This is a genomic window from Vibrio sp. Isolate25 (assembly GCF_022398025.1).
Classification (GTDB): domain Bacteria; phylum Pseudomonadota; class Gammaproteobacteria; order Enterobacterales; family Vibrionaceae; genus Vibrio; species Vibrio coralliilyticus_A.
The window spans coordinates 1-26358 of the sequence record NZ_JAKEUT010000016.1 but is presented as its reverse complement, the minus strand read 5'-3'; the positions used below and the strand labels follow the sequence as shown (position 1 = coordinate 26358).

General features: G+C 44.5%; 30 protein-coding genes, 2 tRNA genes and 1 rRNA gene. 5 read left to right on the top strand and 28 right to left on the bottom strand.

What is annotated here, in order from left to right; all coding sequences use genetic code 11:
- Positions 1-10 precede the first annotated feature (10 nt).
- The 11 genes from L1D15_RS19270 to L1D15_RS19220 form a co-directional block, all read right to left on the bottom strand.
- Positions 11-1234 (bottom strand): AAA family ATPase, encoded by a 1224-nt coding sequence (locus L1D15_RS19270; RefSeq protein ID WP_239876724.1) that lies wholly within the window; start codon positions 1232-1234, stop codon positions 11-13.
- A gap of 11 nt (positions 1235-1245) precedes the next feature.
- A complete protein-coding gene (locus L1D15_RS19265) occupies positions 1246-1731 on the bottom strand; it encodes a TadE/TadG family type IV pilus assembly protein (RefSeq protein ID WP_239876723.1) in 486 nt (161 codons plus the stop codon).
- Positions 1728-2171, bottom strand: coding sequence for a TadE family protein (locus L1D15_RS19260; protein WP_239876722.1), 444 nt, complete (start codon positions 2169-2171; stop codon positions 1728-1730). Before L1D15_RS19260 ends, L1D15_RS19265 begins: the two co-directional genes overlap by 4 nt.
- On the bottom strand, positions 2168-3397 hold the full coding sequence (locus L1D15_RS19255) for a Tad domain-containing protein (RefSeq protein WP_239876721.1): 1230 nt from the start codon (positions 3395-3397) through the stop codon (positions 2168-2170). Before L1D15_RS19255 ends, L1D15_RS19260 begins: the two co-directional genes overlap by 4 nt.
- Positions 3398-3414: 17 nt before the next feature.
- Entirely contained in the window at positions 3415-3684 is a 270-nt protein-coding gene (locus L1D15_RS19250; protein WP_239837408.1) for a hypothetical protein, read from the bottom strand.
- Between the two features lie 11 nt (positions 3685-3695).
- Entirely contained in the window at positions 3696-5162 is a 1467-nt protein-coding gene (locus L1D15_RS19245) for a type II and III secretion system protein family protein (protein ID WP_239876720.1), read from the bottom strand.
- Between the two features lie 8 nt (positions 5163-5170).
- Positions 5171-5914, bottom strand: coding sequence for a Flp pilus assembly protein CpaB (gene cpaB / locus L1D15_RS19240; RefSeq protein WP_239837406.1), 744 nt, complete (start codon positions 5912-5914; stop codon positions 5171-5173).
- Complete coding sequence (locus L1D15_RS19235; RefSeq protein WP_239876719.1) at positions 5911-7257, bottom strand: AAA family ATPase; 1347 nt, start codon at positions 7255-7257, stop codon at positions 5911-5913. Before L1D15_RS19235 ends, cpaB begins: the two co-directional genes overlap by 4 nt.
- A 15-nt stretch (positions 7258-7272) precedes the next feature.
- Positions 7273-7797: an A24 family peptidase gene (locus L1D15_RS19230; RefSeq protein ID WP_239876718.1), complete on the bottom strand. Its 525-nt coding sequence runs from the start codon at positions 7795-7797 to the stop codon at positions 7273-7275.
- A 25-nt stretch (positions 7798-7822) separates the two neighbouring features.
- On the bottom strand, positions 7823-7975 hold the full coding sequence (locus L1D15_RS19225; RefSeq protein WP_239837403.1) for a hypothetical protein: 153 nt from the start codon (positions 7973-7975) through the stop codon (positions 7823-7825).
- Between the two features lie 76 nt (positions 7976-8051).
- On the bottom strand, positions 8052-8225 hold the full coding sequence (locus tag L1D15_RS19220) for a Flp family type IVb pilin (RefSeq protein WP_239876717.1): 174 nt from the start codon (positions 8223-8225) through the stop codon (positions 8052-8054).
- Positions 8226-8725: 500 nt separating this feature from the next.
- Between L1D15_RS19220 and L1D15_RS19215 the strand changes: the two genes are divergently transcribed.
- From L1D15_RS19215 to L1D15_RS19205, 3 genes are all read left to right on the top strand, one after another.
- Positions 8726-9463, top strand: coding sequence for an AraC family transcriptional regulator (locus L1D15_RS19215; RefSeq protein ID WP_239837401.1), 738 nt, complete (start codon positions 8726-8728; stop codon positions 9461-9463).
- A 133-nt stretch (positions 9464-9596) separates the two neighbouring features.
- Positions 9597-11282 carry an AMP-binding protein gene (locus L1D15_RS19210; RefSeq protein WP_239876716.1) on the top strand — a complete coding sequence of 562 codons (1686 nt, stop codon included), beginning with the start codon at positions 9597-9599 and terminating at the stop codon, positions 11280-11282.
- 90 nt (positions 11283-11372) lie between these two features.
- Entirely contained in the window at positions 11373-12272 is a 900-nt protein-coding gene (locus L1D15_RS19205) for a LysR substrate-binding domain-containing protein (RefSeq protein WP_239876715.1), read from the top strand.
- A 12-nt stretch (positions 12273-12284) separates the two neighbouring features.
- On the opposite strand, the gene L1D15_RS19200 is transcribed toward L1D15_RS19205, so the two are convergent.
- Positions 12285-12491, bottom strand: a complete 207-nt coding sequence (locus L1D15_RS19200) for a DUF1127 domain-containing protein (RefSeq protein WP_239876714.1) — start codon at positions 12489-12491, stop codon at positions 12285-12287.
- A 97-nt stretch (positions 12492-12588) separates the two neighbouring features.
- Here L1D15_RS19200 and L1D15_RS19195 point away from each other — a divergent pair, with 97 nt between their 5' ends.
- Complete coding sequence (locus tag L1D15_RS19195) at positions 12589-13518, top strand: LysR substrate-binding domain-containing protein (protein WP_239876713.1); 930 nt, start codon at positions 12589-12591, stop codon at positions 13516-13518.
- A gap of 139 nt (positions 13519-13657) precedes the next feature.
- On the opposite strand, the gene fusA is transcribed toward L1D15_RS19195, so the two are convergent.
- The 12 genes from fusA to trmJ form a co-directional block, all read right to left on the bottom strand.
- A complete protein-coding gene (gene fusA, locus L1D15_RS19190) occupies positions 13658-15745 on the bottom strand; it encodes an elongation factor G (RefSeq protein WP_239871454.1) in 2088 nt (695 codons plus the stop codon).
- 226 nt (positions 15746-15971) lie between these two features.
- Positions 15972-16400, bottom strand: coding sequence for a nucleoside-diphosphate kinase (gene ndk, locus L1D15_RS19185; RefSeq protein WP_239871451.1), 429 nt, complete (start codon positions 16398-16400; stop codon positions 15972-15974).
- Positions 16401-16458: 58 nt separating this feature from the next.
- On the bottom strand, positions 16459-17757 hold the full coding sequence (gene pepB / locus L1D15_RS19180; protein ID WP_239876712.1) for an aminopeptidase PepB: 1299 nt from the start codon (positions 17755-17757) through the stop codon (positions 16459-16461).
- 161 nt (positions 17758-17918) lie between these two features.
- Positions 17919-18113 (bottom strand): Fe-S cluster assembly protein IscX, encoded by a 195-nt coding sequence (gene iscX, locus L1D15_RS19175; protein WP_239837393.1) that lies wholly within the window; start codon positions 18111-18113, stop codon positions 17919-17921.
- Positions 18114-18143: 30 nt separating this feature from the next.
- Positions 18144-18482, bottom strand: a complete 339-nt coding sequence (gene fdx, locus L1D15_RS19170; RefSeq protein WP_239837392.1) for an ISC system 2Fe-2S type ferredoxin — start codon at positions 18480-18482, stop codon at positions 18144-18146.
- Between the two features lie 13 nt (positions 18483-18495).
- Entirely contained in the window at positions 18496-20349 is a 1854-nt protein-coding gene (gene hscA / locus L1D15_RS19165) for a Fe-S protein assembly chaperone HscA (RefSeq protein ID WP_239871445.1), read from the bottom strand.
- A gap of 19 nt (positions 20350-20368) precedes the next feature.
- Entirely contained in the window at positions 20369-20884 is a 516-nt protein-coding gene (gene hscB / locus L1D15_RS19160) for a co-chaperone HscB (protein ID WP_239871442.1), read from the bottom strand.
- Between the two features lie 55 nt (positions 20885-20939).
- Complete coding sequence (gene iscA, locus L1D15_RS19155) at positions 20940-21263, bottom strand: iron-sulfur cluster assembly protein IscA (RefSeq protein ID WP_004747799.1); 324 nt, start codon at positions 21261-21263, stop codon at positions 20940-20942.
- A 66-nt stretch (positions 21264-21329) separates the two neighbouring features.
- The gene (gene iscU / locus L1D15_RS19150; RefSeq protein ID WP_239837389.1) at positions 21330-21713 is read right to left on the bottom strand and encodes a Fe-S cluster assembly scaffold IscU; all 384 of its coding nucleotides are present in this window, start codon (positions 21711-21713) and stop codon (positions 21330-21332) included.
- A gap of 50 nt (positions 21714-21763) precedes the next feature.
- The gene (locus L1D15_RS19145) at positions 21764-22978 is read right to left on the bottom strand and encodes an IscS subfamily cysteine desulfurase (protein ID WP_239837388.1); all 1215 of its coding nucleotides are present in this window, start codon (positions 22976-22978) and stop codon (positions 21764-21766) included.
- A 29-nt stretch (positions 22979-23007) separates the two neighbouring features.
- The gene (iscR, locus tag L1D15_RS19140) at positions 23008-23514 is read right to left on the bottom strand and encodes a Fe-S cluster assembly transcriptional regulator IscR (protein WP_239837387.1); all 507 of its coding nucleotides are present in this window, start codon (positions 23512-23514) and stop codon (positions 23008-23010) included.
- Between the two features lie 118 nt (positions 23515-23632).
- The gene (trmJ, locus tag L1D15_RS19135; RefSeq protein ID WP_239876711.1) at positions 23633-24358 is read right to left on the bottom strand and encodes a tRNA (cytosine(32)/uridine(32)-2'-O)-methyltransferase TrmJ; all 726 of its coding nucleotides are present in this window, start codon (positions 24356-24358) and stop codon (positions 23633-23635) included.
- Between the two features lie 178 nt (positions 24359-24536).
- Between trmJ and suhB the strand changes: the two genes are divergently transcribed.
- Positions 24537-25340: an inositol-1-monophosphatase gene (gene suhB / locus L1D15_RS19130; RefSeq protein ID WP_239871436.1), complete on the top strand. Its 804-nt coding sequence runs from the start codon at positions 24537-24539 to the stop codon at positions 25338-25340.
- Between the two features lie 63 nt (positions 25341-25403).
- On the opposite strand, the gene L1D15_RS19125 is transcribed toward suhB, so the two are convergent.
- The 4 genes from L1D15_RS19125 to rrf all read right to left on the bottom strand — a co-directional run bounded on the left by L1D15_RS19125 (position 25404) and on the right by rrf (position 26330).
- A complete protein-coding gene (locus tag L1D15_RS19125) occupies positions 25404-25688 on the bottom strand; it encodes a GyrI-like domain-containing protein (protein WP_345779272.1) in 285 nt (94 codons plus the stop codon).
- A gap of 299 nt (positions 25689-25987) precedes the next feature.
- Positions 25988-26064, bottom strand: a tRNA-Trp gene (locus L1D15_RS19120).
- Positions 26065-26097: 33 nt separating this feature from the next.
- A tRNA-Asp gene (locus L1D15_RS19115) sits at positions 26098-26174 on the bottom strand.
- Between the two features lie 40 nt (positions 26175-26214).
- A 5S ribosomal RNA gene (gene rrf / locus L1D15_RS19110) occupies positions 26215-26330 on the bottom strand.
- Positions 26331-26358 lie beyond the last annotated feature (28 nt).

Sequence of the window (26358 nt, the reverse complement as noted above, 5' to 3'; positions counted from 1 at the left end):
ACAATGCCAACTATGAAAATAGCTTTTTAAACCAACCTTTTTTGACGTCTTGGTCGGGTAATAAGGTGTTGGCGAATTTTCTGACAGACTTAGCGATTGAGCTGCTTTTCTTAGCTTGAATAAATGGGCGACCAAGATTGGCACTTTCGATAGCCACCTTAAACTCATTAGGTACGGTATGAACTTCTATATTACCTACGGTATCTTTAACATCTTTGAGTTTGATTGACTGACGCTTCTCATATCGATTAACTACTACTTCCATCTGTTCCTTGGATACACCAAATTCGAATGTCAGTAATTTCAGAATTTGAGTGGTATTTTTAATCGCGACTAAATTTTGCTGGGTAATCAAAAATATCTTTGTTGCTGGGGAGATCACCGAAGCAAACAATCGGTCTAAACCTCGAGATAAATCCACAATCACATAAGGATAACGCTCTCTCAATAGCGGAATGAGCTTATTCATATGATGGGCTTTTTCAAAATTATCGTGACTACTTTCTCTTTTGAAACCAATTACATGCAAACCAGATTCATGCTTGGTGACTAAGCTACCTAAGGAGACTTCATCCAAGTCAGACACATTGGCGATGGCATCAGCGAGGCCATAAGTGCTATTAACATTCAGGTAATCTTCAATCACACCAAACTGCATATCAAGATCGAGTAGTAACACTTCATCTGGGTGCCTTTTCGCTATCGTAATCGCCGTATTGAGTGCCAGCATAGAGGCACCAGCGCCCCCTTTGGTATTCATAAACACCAGTAATTCACCTAAGTGGCGGCTGGCCACTTTTTCTTCAGCGATATTTTTTAAAAGCGGTACAAGTTCTTCAAGCGTGGCTTTGTCAGACATAAAGTCTGTGGCGCCTATTCGCAAAGCGATTTTCAAGGCTCCATTGTCACTCTCATTACCAAAAACGATCAGCGATGCATCATGCCCAGTATCATGGGATTCAGGTGCTTCAAACTGCTGTAGCTCAACAATTTTCTGCGCCCAGTTAGGCCCAGTCTCGACAAAAATAAGGTCCGGCGGTGCAAAATGAGACAAATTGCTCACCACCAACCCATGAAATGAAATCATTTCGAAACTGATGCTTTGGCATTTTGATAGCTCGTGACTGATGTGTAGATGAAAAGCATCAGACGAATAAAATACCCAAACTGTTAAGCTCGTTTTTAATCGGATTGGACTATCTCCATTCGGTGTTAGCTTAACCGCCTCTCCCATATAAGCCTCTCCTAACAATCCGTGCTATTGGTTGGATTTGTCGGCGTCTCTCGATGATGACCTAAGTTTTCTCTTGGACGTGTTGTCTCGAATTCTGGTACGGCTAACAACCCCGTTAAGCTGACAAAGCTCAGCAAGCCCGTAAATTGATAATCAAAATCGACAACTCTTGCTCTTACATATTCAATTGTAGAAAACACATCGTTATCTGTCAGAGTTCCTGTCACGACATTTCCCGAAGCATCAAGATACTCCACCGTTAAGTTAGCGGCGGTGAACCCCACAGGGGCATTGTCAGATAAAGCTAAAGCTGGAATATCATTTTGGTCTTGAACTCGGCATACCACTGCCAGTCTCGCCGCGACCCGAGTCATATCATTCATCACTTGTAGTGAATAGACATAGCGCCCGACTTCAATTACAGCAAAAATGAGCAGTAATAACGTCGTCGACACTAAGGTAAACTCTATGATGGTGACCCCTTTTTGCAGCTTCATGGCGCCGTCCTCATCATGGCTGAGGCATTAAGCGGCACATTAAAGTTAATGGTGGAACTAAAGCCAGAGATAATCGGGGTATAGGTATGATTGATCGTAATAGTGACATAACCACTAGAGTGATTAACGACAACATCTGACGTGCTGATACCAGACATCAACGATATGGAACCCGTTCCTGTATGGCCGTACACGACCATATTTTTTATCTCATCAACATCAGCGATTTGGTCGTAGGTCGCCGTCCCAGTCACTCCTGCTGTTGCATAGCGAACGCCACTCTGCGCCATCTTATTTAGCGTTGCGTATTGGATAAATGCGTTACCGAACTCGGTAATCGACATTAAGACCATCATCAAGACAGGGACGGCAATCAGCATCTCGACGGCTGCTAAGCCCCTTTGTCTCAGTTTTTTCGTCGAGTAGTTGGGATGCATCATGACTCCTCCCCACTCGGATCTTTATACAACACAATGAGGTAAGGCCCATCACTACTAGAGTTCTGACCTGGATTGCCTCCTCTGGCAGAACAGTCTTCAAGATATTCACCAATCACTGGCTGTTTACTACCATTGTTTGATGGTGCTTCTTGAAGCATAAAAAAGCACCCAAGGGCAGTGACCGTAAATGAGCTTGTACCACCACTTGCAGAAGAGCAGTCAACTATAGGAACAACCAGTATTCTTCTGTCATGCTGACCTCCAGACGCGATTCGACAGTCAGCATCCCCTGTACAGTCAGGAAGAGCATCTTGATAATCCTCATAGCCCCATGGCGTCCCGCCTGCGCCGCTGGTATCGGTATAAGTAATATTGCCATCACTGTCTGCAGTTGCTGGTGTTGCTGGCTCTCTGACATATATATCAGGTGGGTAATCACTTGAAGAAACACCCCCCCCACTATAAATCCCCAAACGCGTATTCAAACCTTGCCCGACAGGCCCGACAGAATTACCCGGCTTGGTTGTCACAGTATCGCCGATGGCAACGCTTCCCACATACTTTCCAGCTAATCCTTCTCTTACTGTGCTTGCACCTGAACCAAAGTCCAAAAGTTGATAATTACCACTCCCCATGGAGCTTAGTTTTTGATCAGCCAACTTGAGAGCATACAAATCTCCTGACGTATAGCCCGATGAGCCGCCATCATCACCTTCACATACCGCCATAGGCACAACATTGACAGCATCTGCTCCTGGGCTAGGTCCTGCAACCGCGCTCGCTCCGAGTTGCTTATTAACCCCAAAAATACTGGCAAAAAAGTTGTCGAGTGGGTAAGTGCTGATTGTGACACGGACATAGGTATCTAAGTTAGCGTTGTAGCTTGCCTGAGGAAAAATAGCGGGATCATTAGAATATTCAATCGAAACACTGGCAGAGGAGAAATCCATCTCATCGTTACCGGTCGCTCCAGCCATATTACTCAGAGTAGTATTCGCAGCTGATGTGGCATCGGCGTTAGTCCCTTCGCTATCCATCACAATTGCGGCGGCCAGCGCTGCTGCGTCAACACTATTTTGTAAGCGTGTCTTGTTTAGAATCGCGTGGTTCACATCTATAGATAAAGCTGCAACTCCCATCAAAGCGAGCATTGCAACAGTCACCATGACTAATACTAAGCCTCTTTGCCGGTTTGGCGTTCCCCGGCATCGCCTTGCCAAATTCATAGTGGTTTCCTCAAGGGCTACTTACTTTGCCCTTCTTCAACAAATTGACTGTCGGTACCTTCCAGATCCATATCCTGCTTACCGGTATAAACCTGATAGGCACCTTCCATTCGTTCACCACTGCCCGTTGGAATCACACCCAAGTTGTCTCGGGTGGCATTCAAATTATAGGTTTGCTCCGTTTGCAATTTCGCAACATGAGCCCCTAACCTTTCAGCATTATTAACACAACCTAAGAGCAATAATGATGAGCAAAAAACACTAATGATTAATAGATTATTATTCATGCTAATCGTCCCTATAAGCTGTGACCAAATATGCCTTCAGTGCCACCTTTTGAGTGATCAATAAAACTTTCATCATTGACTTGGTGGGTCTGGTGAGGGCTATCTGGAGAAATATATGCACCGCGACCTAGCAAGTAATACTCAAAGTCGTTCGGCTCCACAAAGGAGTCTGTGGGTAGCGACACTTTATTACGGTCCACCGGCCTTGCCAGCCTTGGGGTGACTAAAATAACCAGTTCAGTTTCACCCGAAATATACTCTTGACTGTTAAACATTTGGCCTAGGATGGGAATATCACTAAAGCCGGGCATTTCTCCGACAATATCTCTGACGTTTTCACTAATAAGGCCTGCAATACCTATGGTTTGACCATCCGCTAATTCCAGTGTCGAAGAGGCGCTTCGTCTCGTAATCGGAGGAATAACGTAGGTGGTATTAGTCAGGTCTGGGCTGAGTGTTAACGAGGATGTATTAGCAATTTCGCTGACATCAATAGCAAGGTTGAGGTTAATTTTCTTGTCTGTGAGTACGGTCGGAATAAACTTCAGCCCAACCCCATACTCTTTGTATTCAATAGTAATACCATCATCATCTGGTACAGGGATTGGGAACTCTCCCCCCGCTAGGAACTCGGCTTTAGCACCACTTAATGCAGTCAAGTTTGGTTCAGCTAACACTTTCGCCGTCCCGTTTTGCTTGGCAATATCAAGGGCAAAAGTGAATAAGGTATTGCCATCAATGAAAGTGCCCAATAAACCCGTACTATCGATTGCGGGGTTATTCAGAATGGGACCAATCACGCCGCTGCCAGTATCACCAATACTCCCACCAGCAGAGGTTCCTCCCCAACCGAAGTCACCGCTTTGTTGAAAGAAGTGAAAATTCGCATCAAACTTACGTACTAAGCTTCTTTGAACTTCAGCGACGGTGACTTCCAGCATGACTTGCTGAGCACCACCAATAGTCATTAGGTTGATGACACCCGTTTTATCCACTTGTTTGCTTAATGAGACCGTCTGTTTGTCAACTTCTTCACCCGCAGCGTAAGTTTCCGCCACTCTCAATGCAATGTTCATTGCCGCTTGATTGCTGATTTGCCCACTTAAGATCAGACGGTTTTGAGCACTGTGCACTTTGATCTCTTCATCCGGTAAAAACTCAAACAGCTTCGCTTTCAAGCTATTGAGATCATGCGTCACCTCAATATTAATCGATTCGATCAACCGTCCTCGGCTATCCCAAGCCATTAAGTTGGTTGAGCCGAGCTTTTTACCAATCAAGAACACTTCATCAGATTTCAGCATCACGATATCCAGTACTTCCGGATCACCCAACGACACTCGCTTAGCTTTTCCGGCTAACGTCACGTGAGTAGATTTATGATGCGGAACTAGAACAGCCTTACTTGACTGGGTTGCCGCATGGGTACCAGCTGCACTAAAACACAATAAGGAGATTAGAATTATTAGATTTCGCATGGTTCACCTCAGTCCTTGACTCTGATGTTGCGAGATTCGGTGCCTTTGATAATGGTGACACTGGGTGCAACGTAGCGTTTGACGACTTTTTCTTCTTCGTGAGGATTACGTAGAGCAAGCTGAATTTCGCCTTTACTCTGAGCAGAGAGTAGTTTCTCTGCTTCTCTTGGTGACACTTCTAACGTCACCGCGCGAACAATAATCGGCTTGTTCTCTTTGGTTTTTGCTGTCTGGTCAACAGCCAACACCTTAATCTCTTTCAGAACCGTCACCGTCGAGGCCGATGTCGAACTGTATTTGATCGTGTTCAGTACATCGACTTTATTCCCTGGCAGTAGGAACCCAGCCACACCGATAACATCATTCACTCGAATGGTCACGGCTCGTTTATTCTCTGGGATTAACGACGCTAAGGTTGACCCTTCTCCAGGCCTAGCCAAACGGTGAGTAGTTACAATCTCTCCCGGGTAGATATTGGTGGCCACCACTTGGCCAACTAAATCTTCTGCGTTAGAAAACTGGAACTCATCACGCCATGCTTTCTCAAGCAGCTTGGTGGTGATGTGTTGTTCTTCAATCACACTCCCCGCTAAAATTTCCTGCGTACTGACAATCACCGGCTCCCTTTCCACCACCTCGACTTCTGTCTGAGGTTGCATTTGTCTATCCATCCACTGTTTAGCAAAAAATACGGCGCCTAAACCAAATGCAATAGAGAGTAAAAAAAGTAAAATCACCTGATTGCGACTCATCGATCACCTCCTCCCTTGCCATCAGCAGTGAAATACACTTCCCACGCGCGGCTTACTATTTCAGGGGAGATAACGGGTTCTACTTCTTCAAAAATGATGATATCTCGGCTGATACCGACTATGTCCTTGGGCAAACAAGGATAAAAGCCCACGTTATGCTGACGATGTAAGTCAAATAATGTGTCAAAGCATCCATCCCCAATGGACAGATCTTTCGATTTAGAAATGATTCCCCACAGCTCTCTGTATTCCTCTTCTAATAACGGCCCAAATTGGATTTTGTACCCTAAGCGACGTAAAAATGCCGGGTCACTGATCTTTTCCGGATCCAAGTTCGTAGAAAATGCCAGAGTGAGGATAAATGGAATACTGATCTGCTGACCATTAGGAAGATTGAGGTAGTCATAAAAATATTCCATTGGCACGATCCAACGGTTGAGCAAGGTATCAACAGGCATAGGCTGGCGACCTAAATCATCGATAATAAAGATGCCGTTGTTTGCCATCATTTGTAATGGTGCCATCCAAACTTTGTTGTGTTCACTGTGATTGACCTCCAGCATATCCATGGTCAGTTCACCACCGACTTGGATACTTGGCCTCTCACACAATGCCCAACGGCGATCAAAATGCTCTTTGAAAGTAATGGAATGAATTTCATCACTGCGAACGCGTTTGTGATGTTGCGGCGAGAATACTTTGATGATGTTACCTGCAGCAAACACCGAGTAAGGTACATAAATAGAGGTATTCAAAGAGTTGAGAATCTTCGTCGCGACAAACGTTTTACCAGAACCCGCACTGCCATAGAGAAGCAGTGCACGACCAGAATTGATCGCTGGGCCTAATACTCCAACCATTCGGTGAGCACCCAGCACATCGGATAGCGCGTATTCGACATCATCCCGATTGACCATCTGCGCTCTTACATCCTGGGCAGTGACCATCTCACTGTATGCATTCAGCGATACTGGAACCGGCCCCAAGTATGCGTCCTTAACGAAAGCGGTATCTGCTTCTTGCATCCCCGCTTCGGATAAGCCATAGCGCACATGACCACTGGTCTGAACCGAAAAAGAGCTAGAGGCTGCCTGAAACACTTCAACCAAAGATTTCGCTCTCAGAGATGCGATCATATCTTCAATCAAATGACTGTTGATACACAGGAGTTTCGTGAGTTGAAGAATGTCTGATTTGGGGTAGGCAGCGATATGCTTGATAACAAGGTTTTCGACCACAGCTTTAGGTATTCCCAAGTCGTCGAAAGTGGTTGGGACCGGAGGCTCCGGAGCTTGCGGAGTGAGCTCAGTTCTATGTCGTATTGGAGACGTAACCTGAACCATAATGACTCCTTGTCATTAATTCAAAAAATAAAAATAAATTGCAATTCCTAACACAACGACTGGAGCAAATGGCATTCTGTAATGGTCGCTCATCTTCCTTTTGAACGAGCCACCTACAACTTTCGAACCAGATTCACCATACATAGCAAGAAGAGAGTATTTATTAAATATGGCCTTCGCTTTTTCTGGGGATTCCGCTATTCGCAATAACGCATAGAAAGCACCCACCACTACGCTTGACACTGCAATCCAAAATATCGCCTGAGTAATATGTTCGCTTCCTAACCAGAAACCAACCACACCCAAAAGTTTTACATCTCCAGGCGCCATCACTTTTAAAAAGTAAAGAAGTAGCGCACAAGTAAAGCAAGTAATACCAGTAATAAATGACCAAAATAGAAGGGAAATATCTTGAAGGAAAAAAGCTTTGTTGATAAAAACCAAGCCAATAATAGCTAATAACAAAGCATTAGGTATACGATGTTCTTTCGCATCGGAGACGGCTACAGCAAATAATACAATCCATATAAGTAAATTCATTTAACCGCTCCTGCGATCTCATCCACTAACTAAATAGTGACGCAAACTCAGTGGTAAGTATTCCTCTAAATGCAACAAACAAACCAGCAAATCCCACCACAATAAGGCCAGCCCCAACCACATATTCCACCACAGTCAGGCCTTCTTCATCTTCTAAAAAGCGTTTTATATTGTTCACGATGCCATTCTCCTTCGACAAACGCACAAATAACCCACGGCTAAAGCCATGGGTCGTAATCATCAATATGCTCAGACTATTCTTCTGCAGTAAAGATAGTGCCAAGCTGAGTTGTTAGCGTGTCACTAAAGGTGGTAAAAATCCCCGTTAAACCCGCAACAAGAAGGCCTGCACCGACAACGTATTCAACGACCGTTAAACCTTCTTCATCCTTAAGAAATGCTTTGATATTGGTTAGTACTTTATTCATGACCAGTCTCCTTTCTAAAAGTACATGTAAGCTGCCTCGCTTAATCTTTAATTTAGATACTTGATCGAATAAGAGTTAGGATTTTTTTATTCATCTTTGTTACTTTTTTGCTATAAATTTGCTTAATAAAAAGCAATAAAAGCGAATAAAAATAATACTTAGGTCATAATTTAGATTATTTACCCTAATATAAATTTAAAAAAACACCTCACAATATATTGTTTTATAAAGTTAATTTTTCCATAGAGATAAAACCCAAACGAGAGCAGAAATTTATTTTTTCCATGTATCAACTTTGATACTTGACAAGATCCAACAAAAACAAAATGGAGATCCAGATCCCATAAAACCCAAAAACAAAATACACAAGACTCAATAAAGACACTCAATGGGCATAGTGTTAAGGGTGAAAATGATAGGAAAGTCTTAGTTGAGATTATCAGGACCTCACCTAATCTTATTAACAGAACACAAAACAACAACCTAGGAATGCACTTTCAGTGGATGTATTGCATAAGGGATATTGGCTTGGCCAATCAATAAGTTACGTTCATAAAGATACGGTGAGAGAATTAGAGAGATTTTTTCACCTTCTTGACTATGGTTATGACGTTTCAGTATTGAGTGAGCCAGACATCGATTTTTGTTTTTTTTTCTACGAAGAGAATTTTGAGTCGCTGTTTCTGACTACAGCAAAGATCTGTCAAAACCTACACAAACACCTTGTTCTGTTATATCGCGATCACTTGGATCCCGAAGTCGAGCAATTAGAAGTTGTCTTTTCAACACTCGATCTTAACGATAAGTCAATCAAACCTTGGGTCGAAGAGCTAAGTAAGCAAGTTCACTATCAGTTTAACAAGCACCAAGAGATCTTAGAGATCCATAAACTTCCCGCTATAGCAGAACAAAAGAAAATCAGTAAAGATCTGGTTGAGATTCTTAGATACATTGATAAAAACCTATCACGCACCATTCGCGAAGAAGATATAGCTGAATACTGTCATTACTCAGTAACCTATTTTTCTAAGTTCTTTCATAAGTCGATAGGAGTCAGCTTCAGAGACTATTTAACACTAAAAAGAATAAGCCTTGCAAAGCAACTGCTTAGTGAAAAGCGAAAAGAGAAAATTTCCTTCATCGCCTTTCAATGTGGCTACAATGATGTGTCTTACTTTGCGCGTATTTTTAAAAAGAAAACGGGCTTCAGTCCGGCTATTTATCGGCAACTTCACTAGTTTTCACATCACGGTCACAAGTTCCTGTTCAACTATCCTCTTATGCTTCCCTCTCTTTCACCCTGCGTGCTAAAGTTAACAAGCTGTTAACAATAAAAATATCATAACTTTGCCAATAACATGGAGTTAGAAAATGATTCAGCCTAACGAGTTAAGCAAAACAACTTGTGCTCTCCCACCACCAAATGAAATGATCCTTCGCTGGGCAGAGGAACGCCCGAATGAAGTGTATCTAAAACAAATAATTAACCGTCAATTCGTTGAATTTACCTACGCAGAAGTTGCCGATAAAGCGCTTAAGCTGGTTTCTGCGTTGCAGGAATTAGGCTTGCAGCCTCGGGACAAAGTTGCTTTAGTCTCGAAAAACTGCGCTGAATGGTTTATTTGTGATTTAGCGATGATGCTTGGTGATTTTGTCAGTGTACCGATTTTTCCAACAGCAGGCGCGGACACAATTGAGTACTGTGTCACTCATAGCGAAAGTAAAGCCTTGATAGGAGGCAAGCTCGATGACGCAGCAGCAACCCAGCAAGTGCTGGATTCAATGCCAAACCTGATCAGTATTGCACTTCCCTACGATACCGCTCCAAAGTGTCAGCACAGCTTTAATGATTTAATCGCTCAGTCTCAGCCCAGTACGGCAAGACCTGAGCATTACGATGATAAGTTAATGTCGCTGGTTTATACATCAGGTACATCAGGTTTACCAAAAGGTGCGATGCTCACCTACGGAGCCTTTAGCTGGTCAGTACAACAATTGATCGATCATATTGGTATCCAAGAAAATGACCGCCTATTCTCTTATTTACCACTCGCCCACATTACTGAGCGAGTATATATCTTTGGTTCTTCTATCATGGGTGGCGTTCCAACCGCTTTCCCAGAATCGCTAGACACCTTCATTGAAGATGTAAAAATGCAAAGGCCAACGCTGTTCATCTCAGTTCCACGTTTATGGACACTGTTCCAGCAGCGAATTCAAGACAAGCTACCTCAGAAGAAACTCAATATCCTGCTCAAAATACCTTTCATTAACTCATTGATTAAGAAGAAACTGGCTGATGGCCTTGGCCTAGATCAAGCTCGTGTTCTGGGCTGTGGTTCTGCTCCAGTCTCACCAGCACTACTTAACTGGTATCACAGCGTCGGACTCAACATCACAGAAGCTTGGGGAATGACGGAATCATTCGCTTACAGCACGCTTAACTACCCATTTAGAGCCGACAAGATTGGCTCTGTCGGTAATGCAGGGCCTGGTATCGAGCTAAAAATCGCTGATGATGATGAGATCATGGTGCGCGGTAAGGGCCTTTTCTCCGGCTATTACAAGAACGACATTGCGACACAGGAGTCGTTTGACTCTGAAGGTTGGCTGCACACTGGTGATATTGGCTCCATTGACAGTGACGGCTACTTAACCATTCAGGGCCGCAAAAAAGATACCTTCAAGACCGCAAAAGGGAAGTTTGTTGCGCCAGTCCCTATCGAGAAAAAACTCTTTGAGTACAGTCGTGTAGAAATGATGTGCTTGATTGGCCTTGGATTACCGGCACCAATCCTATTGGTTGTACCGCATGACTTCCCTAATTTTGATCGTGAGCGCTATGAAAGAACAACAAACAAAGTGATCAAGAGAATGAACGCGGAGCTGGAATCTCATGAGCAAATCAAAGGTGTTCTGATGATAAAAGAGCCATGGAGTATTGAGAATGGCATTCTTACTCCGACGTTAAAGATCAAACGTCATGTCCTAGAACAGAAATATCATGACATCGGCCACAACTGGCCGAAAGGACAGCTTGTCGTCTGGGAAGACTAAACCAAGGAGAGCGAAAGCTCTCCTTTTTGCTTTTTTATCATTTGTCATTATGATGCATAGCCACAATGGAGCTTATTGAAGGGAATCTCTATGGATGCAAGACTGCATCATCTACCTGGTTTACGCTATTTTGAAGTCGCCGCTAGGCTGAACAGCTATAGCCGAGCGGCAGAAGAGCTGTTTGTCAGCCAAGCCGCGGTGAGTCAAAAGATACGTCAACTCGAGGACGGATTAGGCTGTAAACTCTTTATCCGAGACGGGCGAGAAATGCGCCTTACGGAACAAGGGAAAATCCTTTTCAAGCATGTCTCTTTGGGGCTTGAAAACATCATCACTGGCCTAAACCAAATTCAGAGCGAACCGGTTGAAGGCTTACTTTGTGTCAATTCAACCCCTTCGTTTGCATCTAGGTGGCTACTCCCTCGGCTTTGGAAGTTCTCAATTCAGCATCCCAACATCCCTATTCGTATCCTAACCAGTTGCGACGCACCAAACTTAAAACAAGGTGATGCCGATCTAGCGATTTGGCAAGGCGAGCAGCTCGATATAGAAAATAATAAAGCTTTCCACAAAGAGTTCCTGTTCGAAGAGACCATTTACCCTTTTTGCTCTCCTCACCTAGCAAAATCCATTAATTTAAAAAAACCTTCTCAGCTTCAAGCTTGTTGGTTAATCCATTATGAATCCGGCGGTTATCCTTGGGAGTCATGGTTTGCTCAAGCAGGTGTCCGAATGAGCAAGAACTCTGTTCGCTGGATGGAAGTCAGCACATTCGATCATGCCATGAAAGCGGTGATGTCTGGACACGGGGCTTGTCTCGCCTCTGATTCACTGGCCAATGATTATGTTGAGCGAGGCTTACTCATTAAGCCTTTTGATATTGGTATGACGCCGGGCATTCAGTTCAACCTCTTTTATGACAAGGAATCCCCTCGCCGACAACGCATCGCTGCATTTACCAACTGGCTGCACAGTGAAATTGCAGAGTAACCCTTTTACGGATTACTCATCCCAGAATCGTCGAATGCTTTCTCCATGCGATTGCTCTTTTGTTAAACCTAGATCATCAAGCAGGTGATCTGGCAGATGTTCCAGTTGTTTACGTGTTGTATGATTACGCCACCAGCGTGTAATTTTAGTTAAGATTTTTTTGTCCCAAACCAAAGTGTCAGATATTCTTTGCTTATAGCCATATTCTGAAGTTTCCATATTTACTCTCCGATATTGTCTTTACTGAGTAAATAATTAACTATATTGATACCTTCCTCAAACGATACAGATTGACCATCAGTTAAGGAAAACTAAAGTGAAAGATCGACTACCTCCTTTACAAGGTATTTATTACTTCTACACCGCAGCAAAACTCGGCAGTTTCAAACTTGCGGCTCAAGAACTCTACGTAACGGCTGCTGCAATCAGCCAACAGATTCGGCAATTGGAAGACTTTTTGGGTACCGAGCTTTTCCTACGACAGCATCGTAAAGTCACTTTAACGATGGAAGGTGAGATACTATTCGACCAAGCCCAGCGAGGGTTTGAACATCTTCATCGTGGTATTAGACAAATCAACCAAGACCCGAATCCTAATCAGCTATCCATCTCAACCTTACCTTCTTTCGCACAGCACTGGCTGGTGCCTAGAATTGGTCATTTCAGGCAACAAAACCCCGATCTTGAGCTCATGATTGAACCCACTAGCGAGCTAGCCAATTTTCAGACCTCCAGTCTCGACTTATGTATTCGCTATGGTCCCGGAAATTACCCCAATATCGCCTCAGAGTTACTGATGGAGGAGCTGCTTTATCCGGTTTGTCACCCTATCTATCAAAAACAGCATAGTATTTACGAGTTGAGCGATCTGACAGGCGCAGATTTAATTGAAGATTACTGGCGAGACATAGATTGGGGAGTTTGGCTCAGCAATGTCGGCCATAAAGCTTCAAAGCCAAGTTTAAAATACAATGGCTCACATTTTGTTTTGGAAGGCGCTCTAGCGGTGCAAGGCGTTGCCCTAGCAAAACATACGTTAGCACAAAGATACATTGAAGAAGGGAAATTGGTGCGCATTGGCAATTTAGCACAAAGAACGGATTACAATTACTTCCTTTGTGCTCCGAGTGCCTATTTTAGACGTGAAAAAATTCAACAATTCTGCGATTGGATTTTCGGTCAAGTTGAAGAGTGTAGAAAGGAACACCCTAGTGGTTTGGAGATTATTGATACTCGAAGCCTATAGTGAACGTAATGATAGCCAGAAATACAGCGAGCCATGTTCAGTCCCACTCGTACTTCAAAACAGCCCCTTTACGGCCCAAAAGAAAACCCCTGAAGCTTTCACTTCAGGGGTTTTAAAGCTATCTAGCTAACGTAAAGAATTACTTCTTCTCGTTACGCTCTTTAACTTCTGCGATTACTTGCTCAGCAACGTTTGCTGGACAAGGTGCGTAGTGTGCGAACTCCATAGAGAACTGACCACGACCAGAAGTGATAGTACGTAGGTGACCGATGTAGCCAAACATTTCTGATAGAGGAACGTCTGCTTTAATACGAACGCCTGTAGTACCAGCTTGTTGGTCTTTGATCATACCACGACGACGGTTAAGGTCACCGATTACGTCACCAACGTTGTCTTCTGGAGTGAATACGTCAACGTTCATGATTGGCTCTAGAAGTTGTGCACCCGCTTTAGGCATAGACTGACGGAATGCGCCTTTAGCAGCGATTTCGTAAGCGATAGCTGAAGAGTCAACTGCGTGGAAACCACCGTCGAATAGTTCAACTTCTACGTCTAGAGTTGGGAAGCCAGCTAGAACACCAGTTTCCATCATGCCTTGGAAGCCTTTCTCAACTGCAGGCCAGAATTCTTTAGGTACGTTACCACCAACAACTGTTGAAGAGAACGTAAAGCCAGAGTTTGGCTCACCTGGTTTGATGCGGTAGTCGATTTTCGCGAACTGACCAGAACCACCAGACTGCTTCTTGTGCGTGTAGCTATCTTCAACTGGTTGAGTGATAGTTTCACGGTAAGCTACCTGTGGAGCACCTACTTCTAGCTCAACGCCGTAAGTACGCTTAAGGATGTCTACCTTGATGTCTAGGTGAAGTTCACCCATACCTTTCAGGATAGTCTCACCTGAATCTTCATCAGTCTCAACTTGGAAAGATGGATCTTCTGCAACCATCTTACCGATCGCGATACCCATTTTCTCAGTAGAACCTTTGTCCTTCGGAGAAACAGCGATAGAGATTACTGGTTCTGGGAAGATCATAGCTTCAAGAGTACATTCGTGCTTAGGATCACATAGAGTGTGACCAGTTTGAACGTTCTTCATACCTACTACAGCGATGATGTCACCCGCTTGTGCTTCAGTAAGTTCGTTACGCTCGTCTGCTTGCATCTCACACATACGACCGATACGCTCAGTCTTACCAGTTGCAGAGTTAAGGATAGTGTCACCCTTCTTCATGCGACCAGAGTAGATACGGATGAACGTTAGTGCACCGAAACGGTCGTCCATGATCTTAAATGCTAGCGCTTTTAATGGCTCGTCTGCTGATACAGTTGCAACTTCACCAGTTGGCTCGCCAGTTTCTGGATCAGTTAGAGGCTGAGGATCAACTTCAGTTGGCGCTGGTAGGTAATCTACAACAGCGTCTAGTACTAGCTGAACACCCTTGTTCTTGAACGCAGAACCACAGAATGTTGGGAAGAATGCTAGGTCACGTGTACCTTTACGGATACAACGCTTAAGGTCTTCAATAGAAGGCTCTTCACCTTCCATGTAAGCTTCCATTAGGTCGTCGTCTTGCTCTACAGCAGTCTCAACTAGCTCTTCACGGTACTGTTCTAGATCGTCAACCATGTCAGCTGGAACGTCTTGAACTTCGTAGTTTTCTGGAAGACCTGAGTCATCCCATACGTACGCTTTACGAGTCAGTACGTCTACAACACCAACGAAATCGTCTTCACGACCGATAGGCAGAGTCATTACTAGTGGGTTTGCACCTAGAACGTTCTTCACTTGGTCAACAACGCGGAAGAAGTCTGCACCCATACGGTCTAGTTTGTTTACGAAGATCAGACGAGATACTTCTGAATCGTTCGCGTAGCGCCAGTTAGTTTCTGACTGAGGCTCAACACCACCAGAACCACAGAATACACCGATACCACCGTCAAGAACTTTAAGTGAACGGTAAACTTCTACTGTAAAGTCAACGTGTCCTGGAGTATCGATAACGTTCAGGCGGTGGCCATTCCACTCACAAGTTACGGCAGCAGACTGGATTGTGATACCACGCTCAGCTTCCTGCTCCATGAAGTCAGTTGTAGACTCACCGTCATGTACTTCACCAGTTTTGTGGATTTTACCAGTAAGCTTAAGGATACGCTCAGTGGTGGTAGTTTTACCCGCATCAACGTGCGCGAAAATACCAATGTTTCTGTACTTTGATAAATCTGCCATTGTCTTACTCTGTTAATAAGGTATAAATTGCGCGCAGAGTATATCACAATCTGTCAAGACTGATAGCTTTGCGTGCCTATGTGAATAAAAAAAACTTTTCTCACCAATACTAGCAGTAAATGATGAGTTTTTATGATCAATCTAAGCCCGTTATACGAGCTTATATAGAGAAAAAGGGCTGCTCATATCATTATTCGCAGCACCTTTGTGTTACTTAAGCCACGGCTTATCCGCGTGGGCAGATTTCAGCTTGAGGGAAGAAGAACTCAATTTCACGCGCTGCGGACTCTGGGCTATCTGAGCCATGAACAGAGTTATGGCGCATGCTGAGTGCGTAATCAGCGCGAATCGTACCACATGCCGCTTCTTCCGGGTTGGTTTTACCCATTAGCTCCCGATAGCGAGCAATAGCATTTTCGCCTTCAAGAACCTGAACCATAATAGGGCCTGAAGTCATAAATGCTTTGAGATCTTCAAAGAATGGCTTGCCTTCATGTTCAGCGTAAAATCCGCTCGCTTGCGCTTCAGTCAAACGTACCATTTTCGCTGCAATAATCTGTAAACCCGCTTTTTCAATACGATGATAGATCTCACCGATGAGGTTGCGTTCTACTGCATCGGGCTTAATGATCGAAAAGGTTCTTTCTAGAGCCATAGGGTATCCTTTTATTTTCTTTGTTTTACTTCAAGAAACAGCTAGCTGTTTCTTGGATTTATTTGTTTGCTTGCTGAATGAGTAGGCCTGCAAGAGTACGCACGCCAACACCTGTCGCACCAGCTGCCCACTTGTCGGTGGCAGACTTACGGTAAGTTGCAGCACAGTCGAAATGTAACCAACCTTTCTTATAGTCTTCCACAAAGTAAGAGAGGAAAGCGGCAGCGGTACTTGCACCTGGAGAATAATCACCGCTGCTGATGTTGGATAAGTCCGCAAAGTTTGACGGTAACATCCCACGATGGAAATCCGCTAAAGGTAGAGGCCAAAGGCCTTCCTTTTCTTCTCTTGCTGCCGATTGCGCTTGTTGAGAGAGCTCTTCATCAAAACTCATCAGTGCGTGGTAATCGTTACCCAATGCATTTTTGGCTGCGCCCGTTAGAGTCGCGCAATCAATGATCAGCTCAGGGTTTTGTTCACTCGCATAAATAAGGCCATCGGCAAGAACAAGGCGGCCTTCCGCATCGGTATTCATGATCTCAACGGTTTTGCCATTTTTATAGGTAATGATGTCACCCAGCTTAAGTGCACGCCCAGAAATCATATTCTCTGCACAGCAAAGGATCAGTTTCACACGCTTGTTCAACCCACGCATAATCGCGAGACCTAAGCCGCCAGTAATAGTACCTGAGCCGCCCATATCCGCTTTCATCGCCGTCATAAAGCCAGATGGTTTAATGCTGTAACCACCGGAGTCGAAGGTAATACCTTTACCGACCAAACATGCCCACACTGGTGCGTCTTCGTCACCAGTTGGGTTAAAGTCTAATTGGAGCATCGCCGATGTACGTTCAGAGCCTCGACCTACCGCATAGATGCCTTCCCAGCCTTCCGCTAGCAAGTCTTTATCTTTCACGATTCGAGCTTTAACCATACCTTCTGGCGCGACCGACTTGATAAACTCAGCAGCCATGGTCGCGAGCTGACGTGGTGCCACTTCTTCAGCAGGCTTGTTAATAATGTCTCGAGTAAATTCGGTCGCTTTAATGCGCGCTTCCAACTCACTCTGAGCTGCTTCCACTAACTCAGGTAAAGCTAATGTGTTGTTTTTCTTTGGTCCACGATAGCCTTGGTGAAATGCCCATACACTTTCTAGGTCCCAACCTGCGCCTTCTAGAGAGACAGCCGCAATACCTTGTGAATCCAATTTACGCGCTGCGCGTTGGACAGCGCCAAGATCATGGCCTTCACCGAGGTGAATGGTGGCACCATTCTCAGTGAAAGAAAGGATCGCTTTTTCCCCCCAGTGCGGTGCAGCGGGCTCTTGACTCAAAAATACTGACATCTGTGTAGACATGGTTTCTCCTTGTCCTTTTATTAGCGTTGCCTACGCCATTTTGCTTAACGTTCGGATGTTAGCATTTTGTAGGGTTAAAATGTCAATTCGATAAAAAAACGGGCACTGAGGCCCGTTATTTTTAGTAAAATTTGTTAACTGGAAAGACTTTTTCAGCAGTATCAATCCATTTCATCCATCCAACATAGGATCACAGCTTCAAGAATCTTCTCATTTGAACGATTAGGCTCGTCATCAAAGTCATCCAGTTCCATGATCCATTGGTGTAGATCGGTAAAACGTACTGTCTTTGGATCCACTTCTGGAAATTTATCGCACAATTCAATCGCAATGTCGCGGGAGTCTGTCCATTTCATGATTACACGTCCTATATGATGATACGTAGATTAGTGATCTTCTGATGCGTGGTTTAATGTGTACTTAGGGATTTCAACTACTAGGTCTTCGTCAGAAACTCTCGCTTGGCAGCCCAAACGAGACTCAGGCTCTAAGCCCCATGCTTTATCTAGCATGTCATCTTCAAGTTCATCGCTCTCTTCCAAGGAATCAAACCCTTCGCGGATAACAACATGACAAGTCGTACAGGCACACGATTTTTCACACGCATGCTCAATACCAATACCATTTTTCAGAGCCACATCCAGTACAGTTTCACCCGTATTTGCTTCCAGTACAGCACCTTCTGGGCATAAATCTTCGTGTGGTAATACTATAATTTTAGGCATAACTTCTTATCTCTTAAATATCATCTACCGATTGACCTGACAGTGCAGCTCGAATCGATTTATCCATACGGCGTGAAGCAAATTCTTGGCTTGCTTTGTCTGTATCCTTGATTCCCTGCTCAATAGCCTCTGCATTTTCACCATTACGAAGTTCAATCAAAGACTCAATAGCTTTAATCAACACTTCTCTTTCAGCTGTAGACAGTAACTCGTCACCATCAGCTTGCATTGCAGCTAGCAAACCTTCAATCACTCGGTCAGCCTCAACACGTTGCTCTGCCAAAGCTCGCGCCTTCATATCTTCTTTCGCATAAGTCATCGACTCTCGAAGCATGTTTGCGACTTCGTCATCACTCAAGCCATAAGAAGGCTTCACTTGAATTTCAGACTGAACACCCGTGCTCTTTTCCATCGCAGTCACAGAGAGTAAACCGTCCGCATCCACTTGGTATGTCACTCGGATATGTGCGGCGCCCGCAGCCATCGGCGGAATACCTTTGAGTGAAAAGCGAGCGAGCGAGCGGCAATCATCCACCATTTCACGTTCACCTTGCACAATATGAACACTCATGGCCGTCTGACCATCCTTAAACGTGGTAAATTCTTGTGCTCGTGCAACTGGAATCGTGGTGTTGCGTGGGATAATTTTCTCAACCAACCCACCCATGGTTTCAATACCGAGCGAAAGTGGAATAACATCGAGTAGCAGCATTTCTGAGTCAGGCTTGTTACCCACTAAAATATCCGCTTGAATACCTGCACCAATGGCAACCACTTCATCAGGGTTGATGCTAGTGAGCGGCGTTCTGCCAAAAAAGTCGCCAACCATTTCGCGGACAAGTAGTGTACGAGTTGAGCCGCCAACCATGACAACTTCAAGTACATCATCCGCATCAACGTCTGCATCTTTCAGTGCTCGGCGACAAGACATCAGGGTTTTCTTTACAAGAGGCTGAATTAAAGATTCAAATTCCTCTCGCGTCACACAACCTTTCCAACCAAGGATGTCAACGTCGACACTATCTTGCTCAGAAAATGCAATTTTTGTTTCCGTCGCGATATTGAGCACCTTGCGGTTTTGCTCGGCCGTAAGTGCGGTGTGAACTCCAGCCTTTTCAATCAAGAATTCAGCGAGGAGATGATCAAAGTCGTCGCCACCTAATGCTGAGTCGCCACCAGTAGCCAGTACTTCGAATACACCTTTTGATAAACGAAGTATTGAGATATCAAACGTACCACCACCGAGGTCATACACAGCAATAATGCCTTCCTGACCAGAGTCTAGACCATATGCGATCGCCGCCGCCGTAGGCTCGTTCAAAAGACGAAGCACATGAAGGCCCGCAAGTTTAGCTGCATCCTTAGTTCCGGCTCGCTGAGCATCATCAAAATATGCTGGTACAGTAATCACTACACCCGCTAAATCTCCCCCGAGCGTTTCCTCAGCACGCTGTCCTAACGCTTTCAAAATATCGGCTGAGACTTCAATTGGGTTTTTATCGCCGGATGCGGTCTGAAGAACAGGAAGACCGTTATCACTCGCTTTAAATTGATAAGGTAGATTTGGATAGCGAGCCTGAATATCTTCAAGTGAGCGGCCAATTAACCGCTTCACTGAAATCACAGTGTTCTGTGGGTCAACTTCGGCTTGCGCTTTCGCGTCATAACCTACTTCAGTTTGCTCACCATCATAGTGGACGATTGATGGCAGGATGCTACGCCCTTGCTTATCTTTTAGCGTTGCAGCATCGCCGCTGCGAACAGACGCAACAAGTGAATTTGTCGTGCCAAGATCGATGCCCGCAGCCAGTTTATGCTCATGTGGCGCCGAGCTTTGACCCGGTTCTGCGATTTGAAGTAATGCCATGGTGGTTCCTTATCTATAACTAGCCGAGGAGTTTCTCTTCCACTAGCTCGATTTCATTTTTTAATTTGGCGATAAATTTTAGCTTACGTACACGCTCAGCGGCTTGCAGCCAAAGACCATCATTCAGTTCCTGCTCAACAGACTGAAGATGCTGCTTGTACATTTTGCTCACCTTGCTATCAAAGTCGAATAGCGCGTCTTCTGGATCAGACTGAGTCGAGATCGCTTCAAGCTCTTCACGCAGCTCCATTTGCTCCATTAGAAACATGGGATCACTCATCGTTTGCTGTTCGCCACGAATATCCACACCATTTTCAGCAAGAATGTACTCTGCACGAGAGAGAGGGCTTTTTAAGACTTGATAAGCATCGTTAATCTCTGATGCTTTTTGCACCGCCATTAGGCGATCACGCTCGGATCCATTGGCAAAGTTGTCTGGATGGAAGCGTTTTTGAAGATCACGGAATTGTGAAGAAAGAAGGCTACCATCCAGCTGAAACTGACTTGGTAGCCCAAATAATTCAAAGTAATTCATGGAGAATTCGGCCCTTGGTAATCAACCTGCAAGTGAGGCTTGCAGGTGCTATCAATTATACGTTGAAGCTTTCACCACAACCACATTCACTTTTAGCATTCGGGTTATTGAATTCAAAGCCTTCATTCAACCCTTCTTTAACATAGTCAAGCTCTGTACCATCTAAGTACACTAGGCTCTTTTGATCGATAATGACCTTAACACCTTCGTGTTCGAATACCGAGTCTTCTTCGTTAAGTTCATCAACAAATTCAAGCACATAAGCCATACCAGAACAGCCAGTCGTCTTGACACCTAAGCGTAAACCGATACCTTTTCCTCGGTTTTCTAAGAATGTTCTAACGCGACTTGCCGCGGTTTCTGTCATTGTGATGGCCATACTGCACCTTGTGTGTTGATTTGCGAACGGAATGGGAGCTTTAGGCTCCCATTATATACTGATTACTTAGTCTTGGTGTTTTTTCTTATAGTCAGCAACAGCTGCTTTGATTGCATCCTCTGCAAGAATTGAGCAGTGTACTTTTACTGGCGGTAATTCAAGTTCTTCAGCAATTTCAGCATTCTTAATCGCTGCTGCTTCATCAATACTCTTACCTTTAACCCACTCAGTTACCAGTGAACTTGATGCAATCGCGCTACCGCAACCGTACGTCTTAAACTTTGCATCTTCAATAATACCTTCCGGTGTTACCTTGATTTGAAGTTTCATTACGTCACCACAAGCAGGGGCTCCTACCATGCCGCTACCTACCGCTGGGTCTTCTTTATCGAATGAACCAACGTTGCGTGGGTTCTCGTAGTGATCAATTACTTTTTCGCTATATGCCATGTTATTTACCTCGAATCCTCTATTACTATCCTTGGAGCTTTAGTTACTGATTAGTGGTGTGCCCACTCAACAGTACTTAAATCCACTCCCTCTTTGTACATATCCCATAGAGGAGACATGTCGCGCAGCTTAGTAACGGCTACGCGGATTTGTTCAATTGCGTAATCCACTTCTTCTTCAGTAGTAAAGCGACCGAAAGAGAAACGTACAGAACTGTGTGCCAGCTCATCATCTAAACCTAGAGCGCGAAGAACATACGAAGGCTCTAGACTTGCAGATGTACATGCACTGCCAGAAGAGACGGCAAGATCTTTAAGAGACATCAGCAGTGATTCACCTTCTACGAAAGCAAAGCTAATGTTTAGGTTATGCGGTACGCGCTGTTCAAATGAACCGTTTACAGTAACGGCTTCAAGATCCTTAACTCCATCATAAAGGCGATTACGCAGTGCCATTGCATGGTCATAATCTTTCTGCATATCTTCTTTAGCAATGCGGAAAGCTTCACCCATACCAACAATTTGGTGTGTCGCCAATGTGCCAGAACGGAAACCACGTTCATGACCACCACCGTGCATCTGAGCTTCTAGACGGATACGAGGCTTACGACGTACATACAATGCGCCAATACCCTTAGGACCGTATGCCTTGTGCGCAGATAGTGAAATCAAATCGACTTTCATTTCTTGCACATCAATTGGAAGCTTACCAGCTGATTGCGCTGCATCCACATGGAAAACAACTTTGCGCTCACGGCATAATTCGCCAATTGAAGCGATATCTTGGATAACACCGATTTCGTTATTCACATGCATGATAGAAACCAATACCGTGTCTTCACGCATCGCTGATTCAAGCTTTTTAAGATCGATCAAACCATTCGATTCTGGCTCAAGGTATGTCACCTCGAAGCCTTCGCGTTCTAATTGACGACAAGGATCTAGGACAGCTTTGTGCTCAGTTTTGCACGTGATAACGTGTTTACCTTTCTTCGAATAGAAATGAGCTGCACCTTTGATTGCAAGGTTATCTGATTCTGTCGCGCCAGAAGTGAAAACAATTTCGCGAGGGTCGGCATTCAGTAGATCAGCAATTTGCTCACGAGCAGTATCAACCGCTTCTTCTGCCTGCCAGCCGTATCGATGTGAACGAGATGCTGGGTTACCAAACGTACCGTCCATTGTCATGTACTGAACCATTTTTTCAGCCACACGAGGGTCTACAGGACAAGTCGCTGAATAATCTAGATAAATAGGCAGTTTCATTCTCTACTCCAATGTAACAGGCAAACCGCTTAAGAGCGGACATTTACACCGATGGGCGCGGTGTTAGAATTCTTGTTAGAAAACCCATGATTTACCGCAAGATCTAGGTCTTGTCGGTCTGAAATTTCAAGGACTTCATTATCCGTCATCAACTCACCCAAGGTGATGTTGTTTAAGAAGTCACTAATGCGTGAGCTCAAATCACGCCAAAGAGTGTGCGTCAGGCAGCGCGTTCCACCTTGACAGTCGGCTTTACCGTGACACTTAGTTGCATCCACAGACTCATCAACAGCAGCGATAACGGTGCCGATAGCAATGGTATTCGCTTCAGCTCCCAATCGGTAACCACCACCAGGACCACGAACGCTGGAGACTAACCCCGCTTTACGTAGCTTGGAAAACAACTGCTCCAGATAAGAAAGCGAGATACCTTGACGTTCAGAAATGTCCGCCAACGGTACTGGGTTTTGCTGTGAGTGCAGAGCCACATCTAACATGGCTGTAACTGCGTATCTTCCTTTAGATGTAAGTCTCATATAACACCATATCCACATCGTTTATGTGGTATAGAGTTTTTCATACTTGAGTAATTTGGTCAAGTATATAATTGACTATTTTACTCAAGTATTCAACCCCACATAAAAGGAGGATAAATCAACGACTCATTTTCTTCTCAACAGAGGTCAAAATCCCGCGCAGAATATTCAGTTCTTGAGCTTCAGGTCGGGCCCGATTGAACAAACGACGTAGCTTGTTCATAACCTTACCTGGATGATCATCACTAATGAATTGGGTTAACTTAGCCACTTTTTCAAGGTGCAGGAAAAACAATTCGAGTTCTTTGTGCCTAGGGTATTCCTCAGTCGTAACGGGTTGATATTGGCTTTGTTCTTTATCTAAGTAAGCCATACGAACTTCGTAGCTAAGTGTTTGTACTGCCATCGCTAAGTTCAACGAACTGTATTCGGGGTTGGCTGGAATACATACGTGATAATGACAAGTCTGTAATTCCTCATTCGTTAACCCTGTTCGTTCACGACCAAATACCAAGGCAACAGGAGCCACAGAGCCTTGTTCCACGAATTTCTTACCGCATTCACGAGGCTCTAGCATTGGCCATTCTAAGGTGCGCGAACGTGCGCTGGAGCCAACGACCAAACTGCAATCCGCAACGGCATCATTCAAAGTCTCTGCAATAGTAGCCTGCTGTACAATGTCAGCAGCCCCAGCCGCGAGTGCAATAGCCTGATCATCGATCTCACATTGAGGTTCAACCAGAACTAGGTTAGACAATCCCATCACCTTCATAGCACGAGCTGCAGAGCCGATATTTCCTGAGTGAGATGTGCCAACCAGTACTACTTTGACATTGTTTAGCATTGGTGTTTTCCAAGACAGAATTTTGAACTGCGCGATATTATCATATACCTGAGTAAAATGGTCAGACCCTTTCACGGAATTAACTCAAAAGTGCAAAAATTAACCACTTCCATTTGGAGGTTTATCTGGTATACTGCTGCCCGTTTTTCTGTTCTTTAACATCCGTTGGGAAATTAGTATGCATCCAATGCTTAATATTGCTATTCGTGCTGCACGAAAAGCAGGCAATCATATTGCTAAATCTTTAGAAAATGCTGAGAAGATTGAATCGACTCAAAAAGGCATCAATGACTTTGTTACTAACGTAGACAAAGAAGCAGAAGCTATCATCATCGATACGATCAAAGCGTCTTACCCTGATCACACTGTTGTTGGTGAAGAATCAGGCCTTATTCAAGGTAAAGATGACGAAGTGCAATGGATCATCGACCCACTGGATGGCACAACAAACTTTGTAAAAGGTCTGCCTCATTTTTCTGTATCGATTGCTGTACGCATCAAGGGCAAAACAGAAGTCGCTTGTGTTTATGACCCTATGCTCAACGAGCTCTTCACGGCTCAACGTGGTTCAGGGGCTCAACTTAACAATGCTCGCATTCGTGTTAAGCAACTAAAAGATCTTCAAGGCACTGTTCTAGCGACAGGTTTCCCATTCAAACAGAAGCAACACTCTGAGTCTTACTTCAAGATCATGTCTTCACTCTTTGTTGATTGTTCAGACTTCCGTCGTACGGGCTCTGCCGCCCTAGACTTATGTTATTTAGCAGCTGGGCGTGTTGATGGATTCTTCGAACTTGGCCTAAAGCCTTGGGACATCGCTGCAGGTGAATTGATTGCTCGCGAAGCTGGCGCTATTGTCACCGACTTCGCTGGTGGTACGGATTATATAAAATCTGGTAACCTTGTTGCTTCAAGTGCACGTGGTGTAAAAGGTATTCTTAAGCACATCCGTGAAAATGGCAATGAAGCACTCCTAAAATAACCAAAAGCTCCGTCACAGCTGAAATTCTTAGCCCACTCTACAACGAGTGGGCTTTTTGTTTAATTAGATTTTGATAGCTTCACAAAAACTCACATCAGCCTTACCCGTTTTCTCATCATAAGAATGATACAGTTCGAAACATGGGCGCTGATCCAGCTCAAACTCTTTCACAATGATTTCCTCAATCAACTGATTCCAGTATTTTTCATATTGCTGTTTATCTTCAACAGTTTTACGTAATACTGCATAGCTCCCCGCTGGGATCACCTCGATAGCAACGCCACTCCCACCAGCCGTACCTTCAGGTACTTGCAAAGCGATATCTGTTCGACACTTATCAACAGGTATAAGAGGAAAGGTGAGAGATTGGTGACCTTTGAGGCCTTATCTAAATTAAGTCGCTCAGAGCAGTTCTCCTCTAAATAGAGTTGAAGCTGTCTAACCCTTTGCAAGTGATCCATTCCCTCTCATATCATCCAATCCTGCTACCATGCTAACACAGTAAAGTAAGAGCTTTAGGTAGTAGATTCACAGGAAATTGTTTTGTGATAGATATAAATCCATCATTGGTAAAGGTGGCTATTGGTTAGACTGAAGACAAACGAGAAATGAAAAAGGCTCTAGTCTTTCGACTAGAGCCTTAAATATGGCAGGGGTGGAGAGATTCGAACTCCCAACACGCGGATTTGGAATCCGCTGCTCTGCCAATTGGAGCTACACCCCTATCTCGTGTTTAATGAGACGACTCTCTAATAAGTGGCGGAGTGGACGGGACTCGAACCCGCGACCCCCGGCGTGACAGGCCGGTATTCTAACCAACTGAACTACCACTCCGCAGTGGCACACTCGCTAATGCAAGTTTCCAAAATTTAAAGCCTGGCGATGTCCTACTCTCACATGGGGAAGCCCCACACTACCATCGGCGCTATTGCGTTTCACTTCTGAGTTCGGCATGGAATCAGGTGGGTCCACAACGCTATGGTCGCCAAGCAAATTCTTTATCAATTTGCTCGCAAAT

Excerpts from the sequence above, each read along its gene's own strand:
- L1D15_RS19270 (WP_239876724.1), bottom strand. The coding sequence starts at position 1,234 with ATGGGAGAGGCGGTTAAGCTAACACCGAATGGAGATAGTCCAATCCGA.
- L1D15_RS19265 (WP_239876723.1), bottom strand. The coding sequence starts at position 1,731 with ATGAAGCTGCAAAAAGGGGTCACCATCATAGAGTTTACCTTAGTGTCG.
- L1D15_RS19260 (WP_239876722.1), bottom strand. The coding sequence starts at position 2,171 with ATGATGCATCCCAACTACTCGACGAAAAAACTGAGACAAAGGGGCTTA.
- L1D15_RS19255 (WP_239876721.1), bottom strand. The coding sequence starts at position 3,397 with ATGAATTTGGCAAGGCGATGCCGGGGAACGCCAAACCGGCAAAGAGGC.
- L1D15_RS19250 (WP_239837408.1), bottom strand. The coding sequence starts at position 3,684 with ATGAATAATAATCTATTAATCATTAGTGTTTTTTGCTCATCATTATTG.
- L1D15_RS19245 (WP_239876720.1), bottom strand. The coding sequence starts at position 5,162 with ATGCGAAATCTAATAATTCTAATCTCCTTATTGTGTTTTAGTGCAGCT.
- cpaB (WP_239837406.1), bottom strand. The coding sequence starts at position 5,914 with ATGAGTCGCAATCAGGTGATTTTACTTTTTTTACTCTCTATTGCATTT.
- L1D15_RS19235 (WP_239876719.1), bottom strand. The coding sequence starts at position 7,257 with ATGGTTCAGGTTACGTCTCCAATACGACATAGAACTGAGCTCACTCCG.
- L1D15_RS19230 (WP_239876718.1), bottom strand. The coding sequence starts at position 7,797 with ATGAATTTACTTATATGGATTGTATTATTTGCTGTAGCCGTCTCCGAT.
- L1D15_RS19220 (WP_239876717.1), bottom strand. The coding sequence starts at position 8,225 with ATGAATAAAGTACTAACCAATATCAAAGCATTTCTTAAGGATGAAGAA.
- L1D15_RS19210 (WP_239876716.1), top strand. The coding sequence starts at position 9,597 with ATGATTCAGCCTAACGAGTTAAGCAAAACAACTTGTGCTCTCCCACCA.
- L1D15_RS19205 (WP_239876715.1), top strand. The coding sequence starts at position 11,373 with ATGGATGCAAGACTGCATCATCTACCTGGTTTACGCTATTTTGAAGTC.
- L1D15_RS19200 (WP_239876714.1), bottom strand. The coding sequence starts at position 12,491 with ATGGAAACTTCAGAATATGGCTATAAGCAAAGAATATCTGACACTTTG.
- fusA (WP_239871454.1), bottom strand. The coding sequence starts at position 15,745 with ATGGCAGATTTATCAAAGTACAGAAACATTGGTATTTTCGCGCACGTT.
- ndk (WP_239871451.1), bottom strand. The coding sequence starts at position 16,400 with ATGGCTCTAGAAAGAACCTTTTCGATCATTAAGCCCGATGCAGTAGAA.
- pepB (WP_239876712.1), bottom strand. The coding sequence starts at position 17,757 with ATGTCTACACAGATGTCAGTATTTTTGAGTCAAGAGCCCGCTGCACCG.
- iscX (WP_239837393.1), bottom strand. The coding sequence starts at position 18,113 with ATGAAATGGACAGACTCCCGCGACATTGCGATTGAATTGTGCGATAAA.
- fdx (WP_239837392.1), bottom strand. The coding sequence starts at position 18,482 with ATGCCTAAAATTATAGTATTACCACACGAAGATTTATGCCCAGAAGGT.
- hscA (WP_239871445.1), bottom strand. The coding sequence starts at position 20,349 with ATGGCATTACTTCAAATCGCAGAACCGGGTCAAAGCTCGGCGCCACAT.
- hscB (WP_239871442.1), bottom strand. The coding sequence starts at position 20,884 with ATGAATTACTTTGAATTATTTGGGCTACCAAGTCAGTTTCAGCTGGAT.
- iscA (WP_004747799.1), bottom strand. The coding sequence starts at position 21,263 with ATGGCCATCACAATGACAGAAACCGCGGCAAGTCGCGTTAGAACATTC.
- iscU (WP_239837389.1), bottom strand. The coding sequence starts at position 21,713 with ATGGCATATAGCGAAAAAGTAATTGATCACTACGAGAACCCACGCAAC.
- L1D15_RS19145 (WP_239837388.1), bottom strand. The coding sequence starts at position 22,978 with ATGAAACTGCCTATTTATCTAGATTATTCAGCGACTTGTCCTGTAGAC.
- iscR (WP_239837387.1), bottom strand. The coding sequence starts at position 23,514 with ATGAGACTTACATCTAAAGGAAGATACGCAGTTACAGCCATGTTAGAT.
- trmJ (WP_239876711.1), bottom strand. The coding sequence starts at position 24,358 with ATGCTAAACAATGTCAAAGTAGTACTGGTTGGCACATCTCACTCAGGA.
- suhB (WP_239871436.1), top strand. The coding sequence starts at position 24,537 with ATGCATCCAATGCTTAATATTGCTATTCGTGCTGCACGAAAAGCAGGC.